Source organism: bacterium (assembly GCA_013360215.1).
In the GTDB taxonomy this organism is placed as follows: domain Bacteria; phylum CLD3; class CLD3; order SB21; family SB21; genus JABWCP01.
On sequence record JABWCP010000004.1, the window covers coordinates 157,909 to 172,529 of the forward strand.

Annotated in this window: 12 protein-coding genes; 11 read left to right on the forward strand and 1 reads right to left on the reverse strand. The window is 42.5% G+C overall.

The genetic code is table 11. The annotated features are described in order from the left end of the window. Nucleotides 1-16 precede the first annotated feature (16 nt). From HUU58_04070 to HUU58_04085, 4 genes are all read left to right on the forward strand, one after another. Complete coding sequence (locus tag HUU58_04070; GenBank protein NUN44836.1) at nucleotides 17-994, forward strand: HPr kinase/phosphorylase; 978 nt, start codon at nucleotides 17-19, stop codon at nucleotides 992-994. A 15-nt stretch (nucleotides 995-1,009) separates the two neighbouring features. Continuing rightward, nucleotides 1,010-1,909: an MCE family protein gene (locus HUU58_04075; protein ID NUN44837.1), complete on the forward strand. Its 900-nt coding sequence runs from the start codon at nucleotides 1,010-1,012 to the stop codon at nucleotides 1,907-1,909. Nucleotides 1,910-1,924: 15 nt separating this feature from the next. Then, a complete protein-coding gene (locus HUU58_04080) occupies nucleotides 1,925-2,659 on the forward strand; it encodes a ZIP family metal transporter (protein NUN44838.1) in 735 nt (244 codons plus the stop codon). A gap of 93 nt (nucleotides 2,660-2,752) precedes the next feature. Beyond that, a complete protein-coding gene (locus HUU58_04085; protein ID NUN44839.1) occupies nucleotides 2,753-4,282 on the forward strand; it encodes an AbgT family transporter in 1,530 nt (509 codons plus the stop codon). 163 nt (nucleotides 4,283-4,445) lie between these two features. Here HUU58_04085 and glmS read toward each other — a convergent pair whose 3' ends face one another. Beyond that, nucleotides 4,446-6,278, reverse strand: coding sequence for a glutamine--fructose-6-phosphate transaminase (isomerizing) (gene glmS, locus HUU58_04090; protein ID NUN44840.1), 1,833 nt, complete (start codon nucleotides 6,276-6,278; stop codon nucleotides 4,446-4,448). Nucleotides 6,279-6,532: 254 nt separating this feature from the next. On the opposite strand from glmS, the gene HUU58_04095 reads away from it, so the two are divergent. The 7 genes from HUU58_04095 to HUU58_04125 are packed head-to-tail and all read left to right on the forward strand — an operon-like array spanning nucleotide 6,533 to nucleotide 14,614. After that, nucleotides 6,533-8,761, forward strand: a complete 2,229-nt coding sequence (locus tag HUU58_04095; GenBank protein ID NUN44841.1) for a bifunctional (p)ppGpp synthetase/guanosine-3',5'-bis(diphosphate) 3'-pyrophosphohydrolase — start codon at nucleotides 6,533-6,535, stop codon at nucleotides 8,759-8,761. A gap of 20 nt (nucleotides 8,762-8,781) precedes the next feature. Further along, nucleotides 8,782-9,543, forward strand: a complete 762-nt coding sequence (locus HUU58_04100; protein NUN44842.1) for an MBL fold metallo-hydrolase — start codon at nucleotides 8,782-8,784, stop codon at nucleotides 9,541-9,543. Between the two features lie 10 nt (nucleotides 9,544-9,553). After that, a complete protein-coding gene (locus tag HUU58_04105; protein ID NUN44843.1) occupies nucleotides 9,554-11,914 on the forward strand; it encodes a tetratricopeptide repeat protein in 2,361 nt (786 codons plus the stop codon). Next, entirely contained in the window at nucleotides 11,914-12,339 is a 426-nt protein-coding gene (locus HUU58_04110; GenBank protein NUN44844.1) for a septal ring lytic transglycosylase RlpA family protein, read from the forward strand. Before HUU58_04105 ends, HUU58_04110 begins: the two co-directional genes overlap by 1 nt. Nucleotides 12,340-12,359: 20 nt before the next feature. Then, entirely contained in the window at nucleotides 12,360-13,064 is a 705-nt protein-coding gene (locus HUU58_04115; GenBank protein NUN44845.1) for a hypothetical protein, read from the forward strand. Nucleotides 13,065-13,076: 12 nt separating this feature from the next. Next, nucleotides 13,077-13,814: a methyltransferase domain-containing protein gene (locus HUU58_04120; GenBank protein ID NUN44846.1), complete on the forward strand. Its 738-nt coding sequence runs from the start codon at nucleotides 13,077-13,079 to the stop codon at nucleotides 13,812-13,814. Beyond that, complete coding sequence (locus HUU58_04125) at nucleotides 13,811-14,614, forward strand: aspartate/glutamate racemase family protein (protein ID NUN44847.1); 804 nt, start codon at nucleotides 13,811-13,813, stop codon at nucleotides 14,612-14,614. The genes HUU58_04120 and HUU58_04125 overlap by 4 nt, the downstream gene beginning before the upstream one ends. Nucleotides 14,615-14,621: the final 7 nt, after the last annotated feature.

Genomic DNA, 14,621 nt, shown 5'->3' on the forward strand with positions numbered 1-14,621 from the left:
GCGCGTCGTTGAAAAAATGGCGGTTCGGCGTTTGTACGAAGATTTGAAAGAAAAAATTCATCTGGAGCTTATCGTTTCCGAAGGTATGGATATTCGATATTTTGCCCAGCGCGATTTGCACCGTCCGGGTTTGGCGTTAGCGGGGTTTGTTAAACTTTTTACGCACGACAAAATTCAAATCTTGGGCAACACGGAAAATTATTACCTTCTGAGTCAGGATGATAGTGAACGGCATGTGGCGCTTGAAACGATTTTTGAATTTGAAATGCCTTGTATCATCGTTACCAACGGCAACAAAATCATGCCGGAAATGATCGCTCTGTGTGAGAAGAAAAAAGTGCCGCTTATGGTGACAGAGCTTTCGACGACAGATACGATCCATCTGATCAGCAACTATCTCGACGAGATGTTTGCTCCGGAAATGACCATGCATGGATCTATGGTGGATGTTTACGGCATCGGTATGATTCTCATGGGCAAAAGCGGTATCGGCAAAAGCGAAATAGCGCTTGATCTCGTCGAACGCGGCCACCGTCTTGTTGCGGATGATACGATTCGCATCAGTCGTACTTCGGGCGGTATTTTGATGGCTCGCGGACATGATACACTCAAGCATTTTCTTGAAGTGCGCGGTGTCGGCATTCTCGATGTGCGTGAAATGTTCGGTATCCGTGCCGTGCGTGTACAAAAACGTGTCGAGGTCGTGGTTGATTTACAACTTTGGGACGGCAAAGAAGAATACGAACGGCTTGGCTTGGATGATCATACCGTCGAATATCTCGGCGTAAAAATACCGATCGTCAAACTGCCGATTTATCCGGGAAAAAATATTACGGTTATTGCGGAGGCCATTGCACTCAACCTGCTTCTCAAAGTTTACGGTTACGATGCGGCTAAAATTTTTACAGATCGGTTGTCTGAAGAAATAAGAAATAAAAATAAAAACGCTAAGTCCTACGTTACCAATAAATTTTTAGATGGCGATAAAGAATAAAAAAAGAGGGAAAGTTTGAACGAAAATAAAGTCATGGAGATCAAGGTCGGTATTACGATACTATTAGCGACCGTTCTTTTGGTTATGAGCATAGTGTGGCTCAAAGGGATTACTTTTAAGCCTAACACGTTTGAAGTCGAAATAACTTTCAATAATACAGCCGGATTGCAGATCGGTGATCCCGTTACAGTCAGCGGTATGAAAGTGGGAAAAGTAACGGATATTAATCTGGAAGCCGATTCCGTAATTGTGTCGGTCAGTTTATCCAACAGCGTCATTCTCAAAGAAGATGTACGTGCCGTTATTACCAGCACAGATTTTTTTGGCGGAAAAAAGATCGAGTTAGTCACCGGCGTAGCGGATAATATTTTCAAATCCAAACGATTTCGCGGTACGCGTGAACCCGATATCACGGAGCTAACAAGCCAGCTCAAAGAAATCGCTACCGATGTCAAAGGTACCCTTCAGCGCGTGGACAGCGTATTGATCGGTGTAAATAACTTTGTCGGCGATAAAAAAATGATCAATTCGCTGAAAAACGCGGTTTATAATCTTGATTCGACCACATCACGTGTCCGTCAAATCGTAGAGCGCAGCGACGTGCGAATTGATTCGACGCTTTCGCGGCTCTCATCCTCTACCAAAATTTTCAAAACCATGTTGAGTCGTACGGATGCACAGATTGATTCGACGTTTGGCAATGTACGCTTGATCACACAATCCGTTATGGATGTAACTCAATCATTGGACAGTATTGTAAGTAAAGTGCAAAGCGGCGAAGGCAATCTGGGCCGGATGATCTATGATGATCAGTTATATTGGCGAATCAATCGCACCACGCAACAACTGGATTCTTTGGTCGGTTCACTGCGCGAAAAAGGTGTTAAGGTTAATGTTAAATTGTTTGGCGATTAAGCGCAGTACAAGATTATGAATTTTCTTCTTTCCATTATGTTAAGCTTGTTTGCCGGTGTATTGATTATTGCCGGGGGATGGGTTTTTTCATCCAAAAAAAATTGGGAATCCCGCTATCTTGATTTTTTTATCGCTTTGGGTGCGGGGTATATTCTCGGTGTAGCGCTTCTCGACATGATACCGGAAGCTTTTCATGCGACACCCCATGCGATGTATTACGTAGTCTTAGGCTATCTGATCGTTCACTTATTTGAACACGTCTTAACACCACACTTTCATTTTGGCGAAGAAACACACAATCACCTTATTTCCAACGTGGTTAGTACATCGGCGCTGATCGGACTTATGGTTCATAATTTTTTTAGCGGCGTGGCGATCGGTTCAGGTATGTTGACAAGTGAAAAAGTGGGATGGATGATATTTGCAGGCACGGTGCTTCATAAACTTCCCGAAGGTTTTACGATTGCTTCGATCATGTTCGCATCTCATCACCGCCGTACATACGGCGTTGTGGGTACGATTTTGCTGGCGCTCGCATCGCTTTTGGGAACGGTAATGATTTATTTATTTGAAATGGAGTCTTTGCCTGTTAAAGATATTGCTTTGGCCATGTCTGCGGGAACTTTTATCCACGTAGCCACCACAGATCTTATTCCGCGTATCAATGATTCAGGTTCTCGTCGTATGCCGTTGGTAGTTTTTTTGGGTGTCGGATTATTTTTGATAAGCTATATGTTGATGCATCCGTAAGCATCTTGTTTGGTTATCGGTTCTATTCCTTTCGGGTTCTCGAAAATTAATTATCATATTGGATATTTGGTCGTATCATTTCGGAGTTTCGGTATGTTAAAAAAATTATTTAGCCGGGAAACATTACAAAAAGTTCTCAACTTCATTGAGCGGGTGGGTAATCTATTGCCTCATCCGGCTACATTGTTTGGTCTTTTTGCATTGACCATCGTGATCGTATCGGGAATTTTCAGTGCGATGGATATATCCGTACAGCATCCGGGTACCGGTGAGACTATTCGACCGGTCAGTTTGTTGACTGTCGAAGGATTGCATCGCATTTTATCCAATCTTGTAACCAATTTTACAGGGTTTGTCCCTTTGGGTACCGTTCTTGTAGCCATGTTGGGTATTGGTATTGCTGAAGGCAGTGGATTGATCGGCTCTGTATTACGCCTCTTAGTGATTTCAGCACCAAAACGATTATTGACTTTCGTTATCGTTTTTGCGGGTGTAATGTCCAATGTGGCAGGTGAAGTCGGTTATGTTCTTTTGATACCTTTGGCCGCAGTAATATTTTTGGCTGTAGGTCGCCACCCCATTGCGGGTTTAGCGGCAGCGTTTGCCGGCGTGTCGGGCGGTTACAGTGCGAATTTACTATTAGGCACCGTAGATCCTCTTCTCGCGGGACTTACTCAGGAAGCAGCGCGTATCGTGGATCCGGCTTATCATGTAAATCCTGCATGTAATTATTATTTTTTAGTTGCTTCGACCTTTATTTTGAGCGCTGTAGGAACATGGGTTACCGAAAAAATGGTGGAACCGCGTTTAGGTGTTTATCAAGGTGAAGAAAAACCTGAAGAAATCAAACCACTCACAGTAGAAGAAAAACGCGGTTTTCGTTATGCGATGATCACCGGTTTAGTACTAACAGCGATTATCCTCATAGGCTTAATTCCTGAAAACGGTTATCTGCGTGATCTGAAATCCGGTTCTGTTTTGAAATCGCCGTTCATGGCACATATCGTTTCGTTTATTTTTATACTCGGTGCAGCACTGGGAATTGCTTATGGTTGGGGTACCGGAAAGTTTAAAAACGACAGCGATATTATGAAGAGCATGGGAAAATCCATGGAAACGCTAGGCGGCTATATGGTGCTTGTTTTTTTTGCAGCGCAATTTGTCGCATACTTCAACTGGACAAATCTTGGTCTCATCATCGCTGTCAAATTAGCAGGTATTCTGAAAACCTCCGGATTGGGAAGTGTTCCTTTGATCGTTTCGATGGTTTTTATGACTTCATTTGTTAATTTATTTATGGGCAGTGCATCAGCCAAATGGGCTATCATGGCGCCGATATTTGTTCCGATGTTTATGATACTTGGTTATGCGCCGGAGTTGACCCAAGCGGCTTATCGTGTTGGCGACAGTTGCTCCAATGTCATTTCGCCGATGATGTCTTATTTTGCGCTCATCATGGCGTTTATGCAACGCTACACCAAAGACGCAGGTTTGGGTTCACTCATTGCTACGATGATTCCCTATACGATTGCATTTCTTATTTTTTGGTCCATAGCACTGGTAATCTGGCTTATATTTGAAATTCCTCTGGGGCCGGATGCGCGATTATTTTTACAGGTGTAATACCATCAGATTTTAAATAAAAAACCTGAGTTGATGAAACTCAGGTTTTTTTATGCTCTAAAATTTATTTTTAGCTGTGCTAAAATAATATTTGTCTTCTAGTTGCCATTTTTTGATCAACTTTTGCCGGTACCGTTTGATCTAGTCCATTCGCAACTTTGAATTATTCTACAGTAACACTCTTAGCGAGGTTACGTGGTTGATCCACATTGCATCCGCGAAGAACAGCCATATGATAAGACAAAAGCTGTAACGGGATCACGGATAAAATCGGAATCAGAAAATCCATCGTTTTAGGAATATAAATGATATGGTCCGCTTTGCTGCGGATATCGGTATTGCCTTCCGTTGTAATAGCAATAACTTTACCGCCGCGTGCACGCACTTCTTCGATATTACTGACAACCTTATCGTATATGGCATCTTGTGGTGCGATAAAAACGATCGGCATTTCTTCGTCAATGAGTGCGATCGGCCCGTGTTTCATTTCTGCTGCCGGATAACCTTCGGCATGAATGTATGAAATTTCTTTTAGTTTGAGAGCGCCTTCCAAAGCCACCGGAAAATTATATCCGCGGCCAAGGTACAGGAAATTCCTACGATCTTTGTACAATTCGGCAATTTCACGGATATAATCGCTGGCTTTGAGAATTTCTTTTACTTTTTCTGGCAACATATCCATTTCTTCGACGATTTGTTTACCTTCGGCGGAGGACATATTTCGCAATCGAGCCAAGAGCACAGTGATCAGCGCGATGACGGTAAGTTGGGAAGTAAATGCTTTGGTCGAAGCGACGCCAATTTCGGGACCGGCGTGAATATAAACGCCGGCATCGGTTTCACGTGCGATCGAACTTCCGACCACATTACAAATACCGAATACGGCTGCGCCACGGCGTTTGGCTTCGCGCATAGCGGCGAGGGTATCGGCGGTTTCGCCTGATTGGCTGATCACAAAAACAACGGTCCCTTCTTCTACGATGGGATTGCGGTATCTAAATTCCGAAGCGTATTCTACTTCAACATTGATTCGCGCAAATTCTTCGATCATGTATTCTGCCGTCAAGGCTGCATGCCAACTGGTGCCGCATGCGATGAATACGATTTTTTTGGCTTTTTTGAGTGTGTCAATATGATCAACAAGACCGCCAAGTCGCGGCATGCCTTCCTCGGCGATCAGGCGACCGCGCATCGCATCACGGATCGTGTTTGGCTGTTCGAAAATTTCCTTGAGCATAAAATGCTCATAACCGGCTTTTTCGATCTGACTGATATCAAAAGTGATTTCTTCGACTTGTTTTTCGATAACCTTATTGTCCAAAGTTTTGACTTCGATACCCTGACGTGACAATACGGCCATTTCATTATCTTCCAGATATACGACTTGTCGTGTGTGTGCGACGATCGCGGAGGCATCGGAAGCCACGAGAAATTCTTCGTTGCCATAACCCAAAACTAGCGGGCTACCACAGCGGGCAACGATGATTTTTTCAGGTTCGTGACGGCACATAAAAACAAAACCATACGCACCTTTGATGCAGTATATGGCTTCTCGTACAGCGGTTTCGAAATCCATACCGGATTTGTAAAATTCCTCGACGAGATGGATTACTGTTTCTGTATCGGTTTCGGTTTTAAATGTATGACCTTTTTTCACAAGTTCGATTTTCAGAGACGCATAGTTTTCGATGATACCGTTATGTATGACCGCGAAATTATTGTCTTCATCAAAATGAGGATGGGCGTTCGTCTGATTTGGCACACCGTGCGTGGCCCAGCGTGTGTGCCCCATGCCGACGGTTGCATCAAAATTAACACCGACCAAATCTTTTTCGAGTTCGTAAAGCTTGCCCGCTTGTTTACGTATTTGTAATGATTGATTTTCGACAAAACAAACGCCGGCCGAATCATAACCGCGATATTCCATCCGTTTGAGGCCATTCATCACGATAGGCATGGCTTGACGTTTACCGATATAACCTATAATCCCGCACATAAATCCTCCAAAATTTGAGCCCCATGATAGTAAAATAGGCTCGTTTTAGCAAGGTTTTTGGGTTTGAATAACAACTCGTTTTTTTCGTTGTAACAATACGACCAAGTCAACAAAATTCTTGTCAAAACTCTTTGTATAACATATATTTATAAATCAGTTTGCGTTATAGGTTAAAACCTAAGAGCCATTCTTGAAGCTAAGCCAAAATTAATCATATGATCGAAACCCAAACAAAAAAGAACGGAAACGCCGCATTGAACTTGTTTCAAGAACAAGGCACGACTGCACCTATTGTACGTGATAAGGCACATTACGATCATATTTTTGAAGAAGCTCTGAATTCTTACAAATCTTATATTCGTATACCGGATACCGAAACACTGCGTAAAGCTTACGAATACAGTTATCTTTCACACTTGGGGCAATTCCGTAAATCCGGTTTACCGTATTTTGATCACATCATCGAAGTGGTCAAAATTTTGATCGAACAAAATATGGATACGGTGACTTTGGTCGCGGCTTTTTTGCATGATGTCATAGAAGATACAGGAAAAACCTACGATGATATTGCCAAAGAATTTGGCAATGATGTCGCCGGTATTGTTGACGGATTGACTAAAATCGCAGGTTTTGAATTCGGCAGTTTGGAAATAAAACAAGCCGAGAATTTCCGCAAAATGCTTCTTTCGATGATCAAAGATATTCGTGTGATCATCATCAAGTTTGCTGATCGTATTCACAATATGCGCACAATCGACTCCCTGCCGCGCAAAAAACAAGAGCGCATTGCGACGGAAACGCGCGACGTGTATGCTCCGCTGGCTCATCGTTTTGGTATGGCTCGTACGCGATGGGAATTGGAAGATCTCGTGCTCAAAGTCTTGGATCCGGAATCGTATTGGGAGTTATCACGTCTAGTCAGCGAAAAAAGAACGGAACGCGAATTTTATATTCAGTCCGTGGCCAAACCGCTTATCGAAAAGCTCAAAGATAACGGAGTCGAAGCGCAAATCATCGGCCGGCCCAAACACTTTTTCAGTATTTATAATAAAATGAAAAAGCGTAACAAGCCGTTTAACGAAATTTACGACTTGCTTGCCATCCGTATTATGGTTCAAGAAAAAACGGATTGTTATCGCGCTTTGGGTTTTGTTCACAGCACATACACGCCGGTTACTGAACGATTCAAAGATTATGTTGCCGTTCCTAAAATCAATGGCTACCAATCTATCCACACAACCGTGATCGGACCCGACGGTAAGATGGTGGAAATACAAATTCGCACACACGAGATGCATCAGATAGCCGAAGAAGGTATAGCTGCGCACTGGCTGTACAAAGAAGGCAAAAATCAGATGGATCAGATTGATAAACAGATCGGATGGATTCGGCAGTTAATCGAACGCCAGCGTGACCAGTCGGATCCGGGTGAATTTCTCGAAGATCTCAAAATTGACTTATTTCAGGACGAAGTTTTTGTTTTTACGCCCAAAGGTGATCTTATTCCTTTACCCAAAGGTTCTACGCCGATAGATTTTGCTTTTGCTGTGCACTCGGAAGTAGGGTTGCATTGTATCGGAGCCAAAGTCAACGGCAAGATCGTGCCTTTGCATACCGAGCTGCGCAGCGGTGAACTTATTGAAATTCTCACCTCTGAACATCAATCGCCAAGCACGCATTGGCTGGAAATCGTCAAATCATCCAAAGCACGCAGCCACATCAAACGCTATTTTCGTAATATTGAGATCGAACAGAGCATCGTTCTTGGTAAAGATCTTCTTGAGCAGGAATTGCGCTTAGTACAACTGCGCAAGCCGTTTGCAGACTACGTGGATGATTTAGTCAAAATGGCTACGGAACTGACATTTGAAAATCTGGATATGATGCTTTCATCCATAGGGCGTGGCAATACCTCTGCACAAAGTATCGCGCAACGCTTAGCGCAAAAAAATATAGCTCCGGAAAAACCTCAGGAAAGCAGTTCGTTTTTTAAACGCTTTATCAAACGCAGTTCTTCGGAATCCAAAGGCATTGCCATCAGCGGTGTTGACAATATGATGATTCATTTTGCCAAATGCTGTAATCCGATACCAGGCGATCAGATTATGGGTTATGTCACGCGCGGGCGCGGTGTACATTTGCACCGCAATGACTGTCACAATATACTGGATGCCGTCAAAAAAGAACCCGAACGCGCGTTAGCGGCCAAATGGCAAGTAGATGAAACCAAAAACTTCAACGTTCAGATACGTGTCGTAGGGCGCGATCGTAAAAACTTTCTTGTGGATGTAGCGCAAAAAATATCCTCCACGGATACCAATATCGTCAGCGCGGAGGTACGTACGACGGGAAACGAAACCGTACATCTTTTTGTATTACAAGTTCGGAATATCGCACATCTGAATATGATACTCGACAAAATACGGCGCGTGCCCAATGTCATCACAGCATCGCGAGCGGATACGAGCGGCGTAGCCAACTGAATAACGGATTGTCAAAAGGAATGAAAATACAATTTTTAGGAACGGGCACTTCGCATGGTGTGCCGATGATCGGTTGTACCTGTGCGGTATGTGCATCGGAAAATCCGTATAATAAAAGATTGCGCACCTCTGTGATCGTCGAAGTAAAAGAGAAAAAAATATTAATAGATACATCGATAGATTTACGGCAACAAGCGCTTTTACACCGTATTCATCATGTAGATGCCGTACTTTTTACGCATCATCATGTGGATCATATTTTCGGGCTTGATGAGACCCGCTCATTTAACCGATTACAAAAGAAAAGGCTCCCGTGTTATGCCGGAGCATACACGATCGAGCAGATGAAAAAAGTTTTTTCCTATATTTTTGAATATCCTGATATTCCCGGCGGAATACCGATGATTGATTTTATACCGGTAGATAAACCTTTCACCATCGAAGACGTCCAAATCATACCCATCACTGTGATGCACGGAAAGTTACCGATTTACGCCTATCGCATCGGTGATTTTATATATGCAACCGATTGTTCGGGGATCCCGGAAGCATCGTGGGACTATTTTCACAACGCTGAAGTTTTGGTTCTGGATTGTTTGCGCTACAGGCCGCACCCCACTCATTTTAATGTAGAGCAAGCGGTCGAAGCCGCACGAAAGATCGGTGCCAAACAAACATACTTTACACATATTTCACATGAATTGGATCATGATACTGTGAATGCCACGTTACCAGAAAACATCAAATTAGCTTACGATGGTATGATTGTTGAGAGTAATTAGAAAGAGAAGTATGCGCAAAATTTTTTTTCTTGTTCCTTTTTTCTTGATTCTGCAAAGCTGTGCGTTTTTTAATACATTTTATAACGCCCGGAAAAGTTATAAATTAGGCAAAGAAAGCGTTGAACGTTCTTCGCGTACATCACGGGAAGCACCCTCCAATACTCCGGAAATGAAGTTGGGTTTTTTTGATTCGGAACCGGATAACATACCGGGCGATGCCAAAACCGCTTTTGATATCTCTATAGAAAAAGCCAATAAGGTCGTCGTGCTTCATCCGACAAGCGGATGGGTGGATGATGCACTCTTGCTGCTCGGCAAATCCTATTATTTGCGTTCCGGTGAAGGGGATTATCTTGAAGCTAAAAACCGCTTTGAAGTACTGATGACACGGTTTCCCGCGTCCGAACTGATATCGGAAGCAAAACTTTGGTACGGTAAAACATTATTCAAACTTCAGCAGTTTCAGGAAGCACAGGAAATTCTTCGCCCGATCGAAGCGCTCAATACAACGGAAGACATACGTGCCGAAGCCAACTTAATACTGGGCGATATTGCGCTTCTTGATGAGAACCTCAACGTGGCGAAGGCTTATTATGCACAGGCTCAGAAGCTCGCTAAAGATGACAATCTACGCAAAACGACGTTGTATAAATCAGCTTACTGTTTTTACAAAGATCAAAAGTTTTCAGAGTGCGCAGAATTTCTAAATAAACTGTTGCAAAAAAACCTATCTCTTTCCGAACGCTTCGAAATGCTTGTTTTCCGATCACGGGCGCTAAAGATGGTCGGCCAGTATAAAACAGCCATTGATCATTTAGATAAAATCTTAGGTGATCCAAAGTATAAAACATACTTTGCGCGGGCCGAGTTTGAAATTGCCGATATTTTACGTACGCAGGGTCGTTCAAGCGATGCCGAGAAGCAGTTTCTTTTCATAGTCAATACTTATGCTACGGCCCCGGTTGGGGATTGTTATTACATGTTGGGGTTGTTGCATGACACGACACAAACGAGACCGTCGGTCGATTTCACTCCCGATCATAATCGTGCAATGAAATTTTATACGTTGGTTCGTAACAAATATGCTTCGTCGTACTATGCATCAGCGGCCGTTGCCCGATTGACATTTTTTGAAAAAATGAATGTGCTCAAAGGCGTTTTGTATGCCAATCGGTATTTAGTCGAAATCATCGAAAGTCGTATGAAAGCATTGGAATCAGGCGATACAACGACTTTTGTGCCGGATGAATTTCTAGTGCAGTTGGTCAAACTAGATACTAGTACACAAACTAACGTACCTGAAGAAAAGGACAAGATAGAAACTGTAACAGATAAAACAGAGCAAGACCTTAAGACGATCAATATGGTATCAACGGAATTGACCGATAAACAAAACGAAATCAATTCCGATATTTTTTCGCTCGTTGAGTTAACTCATAGAGATAGTTTGTTGAGTTTCCGAAAAAAAGTTAATGAACGATTAGCTGAGTATCATATTTTACTAGCAGAATATTATGCTAACGAGCTGCATTTATATGATTCCTCATTAGCTTATTATACGATAGTGACAGAATCACTAAAAGGAACAACCAGCGAAGAGATCGCATATTACGGTTTGGCGCGCATACATCAAATCAAAGGGTTTCCAAATTATCTGTCGTTGTATAAAGAGGTATATGAGAAATTTCCCAACGGCGTCATGTCTAAAACAGGGGAAAGTATTCTCGGATTGAAGGCTGCAAATGCAGATCGTTATGATGATGTTTTTGAGGAAGCGCAAATGCTGATGGTGTCCGACACGCAATGGGAAAAAGCCGCTGATTTATTTCAATCCATTGCACGAAGCGATTCGACCAAACATAAATGGCCCTCGGTTTATGCGATGGGTTTATTGGAAGAAAAGAAAAAAAACAATCCGCAAAAGGCTTTTCTGTACTATAACACTTTATTGTACGGTGCACCATCATGGCCGTCTGCCGAAAAGTTGCGACAGAAAGTGAACGCCTACAAAAAAGCGTGGAATATTCAAAATGATTCGGCCGGTTATACGATTGACACGACATTGATCCGTTGGCAACGTGAAATGAGCGTGACGCAAATTGATCAAAAAACTGATTCCATCAGAACACGCCAAGAAATTGGTAAAAACAGCATATCGATCACGACTGAATCTGCGAGTATAGATACCAGTCGTTTACAAATGACTGACTCCGAACTCGAAGAATTTGAATTCCTTTTAAAAAAGAAATCCGGAACGGATTCTACGAAAGTTGGGAAAAAACTTAAACCCGATGAGTCGCTAAAGAACAAAAAACAGCGTCGGATCAAAGAAGACGAGTCGGATGCGACACCGATCATCAAAGAGGAATAATGCGTTATACTGTTTTGCTGCTAATTTTTTTGCTATTCATATACGCGTGTGTGCCCAATCCGCAGTATGGCACGGTTGCGTCGCGAACACGGGGTGAAATTCCGGGGAAAGAAATAATAAAAAAAGGGTATCAGACCGGCGTCGCGTCATATTATGCACATAAATTTCACGGCAGAAAGACAGCTAATGGTGAAATTTTTGATATGTATAAACTAACCGCGGCACATCGTACGCTGCCATTTAACACGTTAGTCAAAGTAACCAATTTAAAAAACAACAAAACGATCCAAGTTCGTATCAATGACCGCGGCCCTTTTGCTAAAGACCGGATTATTGATCTATCGCTGGCGGCCGCGCAAAAAATAGACATGATCGGTAGCGGGACAGCTGAAGTAAGGCTCGATATTATCAAAGAAGGTCCATAAAACCATCGGAGGAAATCACCGTGTTAGGACAAGCGCCATTTGCCGTCGCGTCGCTAATGTTGATCAATTTTGCGTTGACCTTGATTTTCTTTTTTCGATCTGTGCGTTACTCGGAAGCCGGTCGATCTTCTTCACTGCGCTTTACGGTTTTCTTTGTAGTTTTTTTGTGGGTGTTGTTGCAGGCTGTTCTGAGTTACATCGGTTTTTATACCCAATTTTCGGCGTTTCCTCCGCGATTGATACTTACCGGGGTTGGCCCTGCGGTTATTACGGTTTTGGTTTTTCTTACAATACCATCATTGCGAAATATAATTAACGGATTTCGATTAGAAGATTTGATTTTGTTAAGTGTGGTACGCATACCGGTTGAAATCATGTTACACCAGTTGTTTACAGCCGGATTGGTTCCGGAAGATATGACATACACCGGATTAAACTGGGATATCGTTTCCGGTATTACAGCGCCGGTGATGATGTGGGTTGCGAGAAAAAATTTCACATGGTCGCGTAGTGTTTTGATCGTTTGGCATGTACTCACTTTGGGATTACTGATAAATATCGTGTCCATAGCGATTTTATCAGCGCCTTTTCCGTTTCAGCAAATCAATTTTGATCAGCCCAATATCGCTGTATTTTCATTTCCTTTTGTTTTTCTTCCGACATTTATTGTTCCGATGGTATTATGGGCTACGTTGACGGGGTTAGTGAAGTTATATAAATCATAGTACGTTCTTATTATGATCGACAATAATTCATTCGACATACCCAAAAAAGAAGTTGAGGATGCGCCCATCTATGATCCGGTAGCGGATATGTATGAAGCGACATTTGAGGATTTTACGGTGCGTGCCAGAGAATGGGAGTGGATAACAAATAAAATAAAGGCAACAAGCGGCGCAAAGTCTTTATTAGAAATCGGTTGCGGCAATGGTGCAATGATGTATCGTTTGGCGCCATATACAGCCTATGCTGTCGGTATAGATGTTTCATCTCGGCTATTGTCTTATGCGCGAAAGCGAAATTCAAATTATTTACATGTCAATTTTATTGAAACGACATCATCTCATATTCCAATACAGGATCACTCTTTTGATTTAATCGTATCCGTTCTTTCCTGGCGTTACCTAAACTGGCAAGAAACGGCAAAAGAAATTAAAAGATTATTGAAGCCGGGGGGTAAATTTCTGCTAGTAGACATGTGTAGGCAAAGCCAAAAATCCTTTAAGTTCATGCGTTTTGCCAAAGAAAAAACACAATTTCTTTTGGGTGTGTTACGCTATCCGAGGCATCATAAAAACCTTCGTTCGATGGTACGATCACTAGAGTGGAAGCAACTGATCCAAAAAAATCCGCCAAAAACGAAAGATGAATACGAACAATTCTTCAAAACGAATTTCGTGGACATAAACATGGAAATACTGAGCTACGGTTGGAATCACGAGATCGTCGCAATAACAGCCGATCACAGATCATGAAACAGAACCGAGATATTCGATTTCCTAAAGTGGCCATTATAGATTGGGGTATAGGCGGTATTTCGTTTTATCGGATTCTCAAAGCGCATTATACAACTCTACCTGTTGTTTATTTTTCGGATTCCGGCACCACACCTTACGGCAAACAATCACGAAGCCAACTTCGCTCGCGGCTAATCAATATAATTCATTATCTCAGTAATAGAGGAACGGGATATTTGGTCGTTGCATGCAATGCTATGAGTACCGTTCTGCCGCAGATTGAAAACAAGAACCTACCGAAAAACTTCAGACTTACAGGTGTTATTACCCATACGATCAAAACATTACAATCTCAGCAACGATTGCATCGTATCGGTATTGTCGGAGGGATCCGAACTATCCGATCCAGGGCATATCAAAAACCGTTTATTTATTCCAATCAAAAAATAATTCAACGTATCGCACAACCAGTATCCGCAATGATCGAAAGCGGTAAAATGAGAACGATTGGGTTTGATAAAACTCTTGATCGTATCGTACAGCCTCTAAATAAATGTGACGCACTGGTTTTGGCTTGTACACATTATACAGCGGCGTCTGAGATATTTGAAAAAAAAATGCCTTCGGTAAAAATAATTGACCCGTGCGAATCCACTTTTCGTTTTGTGGATCAATCTTGGAAATTGAAATATATACAGGAAAACCGACGAGCGGATGTTTTTCTGACAACCGGAGATCCTAAAAAAACTCGGGAATCCATTCAAAAGGCGTTTTCAATAAACACAGGTGCGTTTCAAAAAATTCCGTTAAACCTATAAAACAGAA

What these genes read in the sequence shown, in the direction of transcription:
- HUU58_04120 (NUN44846.1), top strand. Translation starts at nt 13,077, where the DNA reads ATGATCGACAATAATTCATTCGACATACCCAAAAAAGAAGTTGAGGAT.
- HUU58_04110 (NUN44844.1), top strand. Translation starts at nt 11,914, where the DNA reads ATGCGTTATACTGTTTTGCTGCTAATTTTTTTGCTATTCATATACGCG.
- HUU58_04125 (NUN44847.1), top strand. Translation starts at nt 13,811, where the DNA reads ATGAAACAGAACCGAGATATTCGATTTCCTAAAGTGGCCATTATAGAT.
- HUU58_04080 (NUN44838.1), top strand. Translation starts at nt 1,925, where the DNA reads ATGAATTTTCTTCTTTCCATTATGTTAAGCTTGTTTGCCGGTGTATTG.
- HUU58_04105 (NUN44843.1), top strand. Translation starts at nt 9,554, where the DNA reads ATGCGCAAAATTTTTTTTCTTGTTCCTTTTTTCTTGATTCTGCAAAGC.
- HUU58_04070 (NUN44836.1), top strand. Translation starts at nt 17, where the DNA reads ATGGCGGTTCGGCGTTTGTACGAAGATTTGAAAGAAAAAATTCATCTG.
- HUU58_04085 (NUN44839.1), top strand. Translation starts at nt 2,753, where the DNA reads ATGTTAAAAAAATTATTTAGCCGGGAAACATTACAAAAAGTTCTCAAC.
- HUU58_04100 (NUN44842.1), top strand. Translation starts at nt 8,782, where the DNA reads ATGAAAATACAATTTTTAGGAACGGGCACTTCGCATGGTGTGCCGATG.
- glmS (NUN44840.1), bottom strand. Translation starts at nt 6,278, where the DNA reads ATGTGCGGGATTATAGGTTATATCGGTAAACGTCAAGCCATGCCTATC.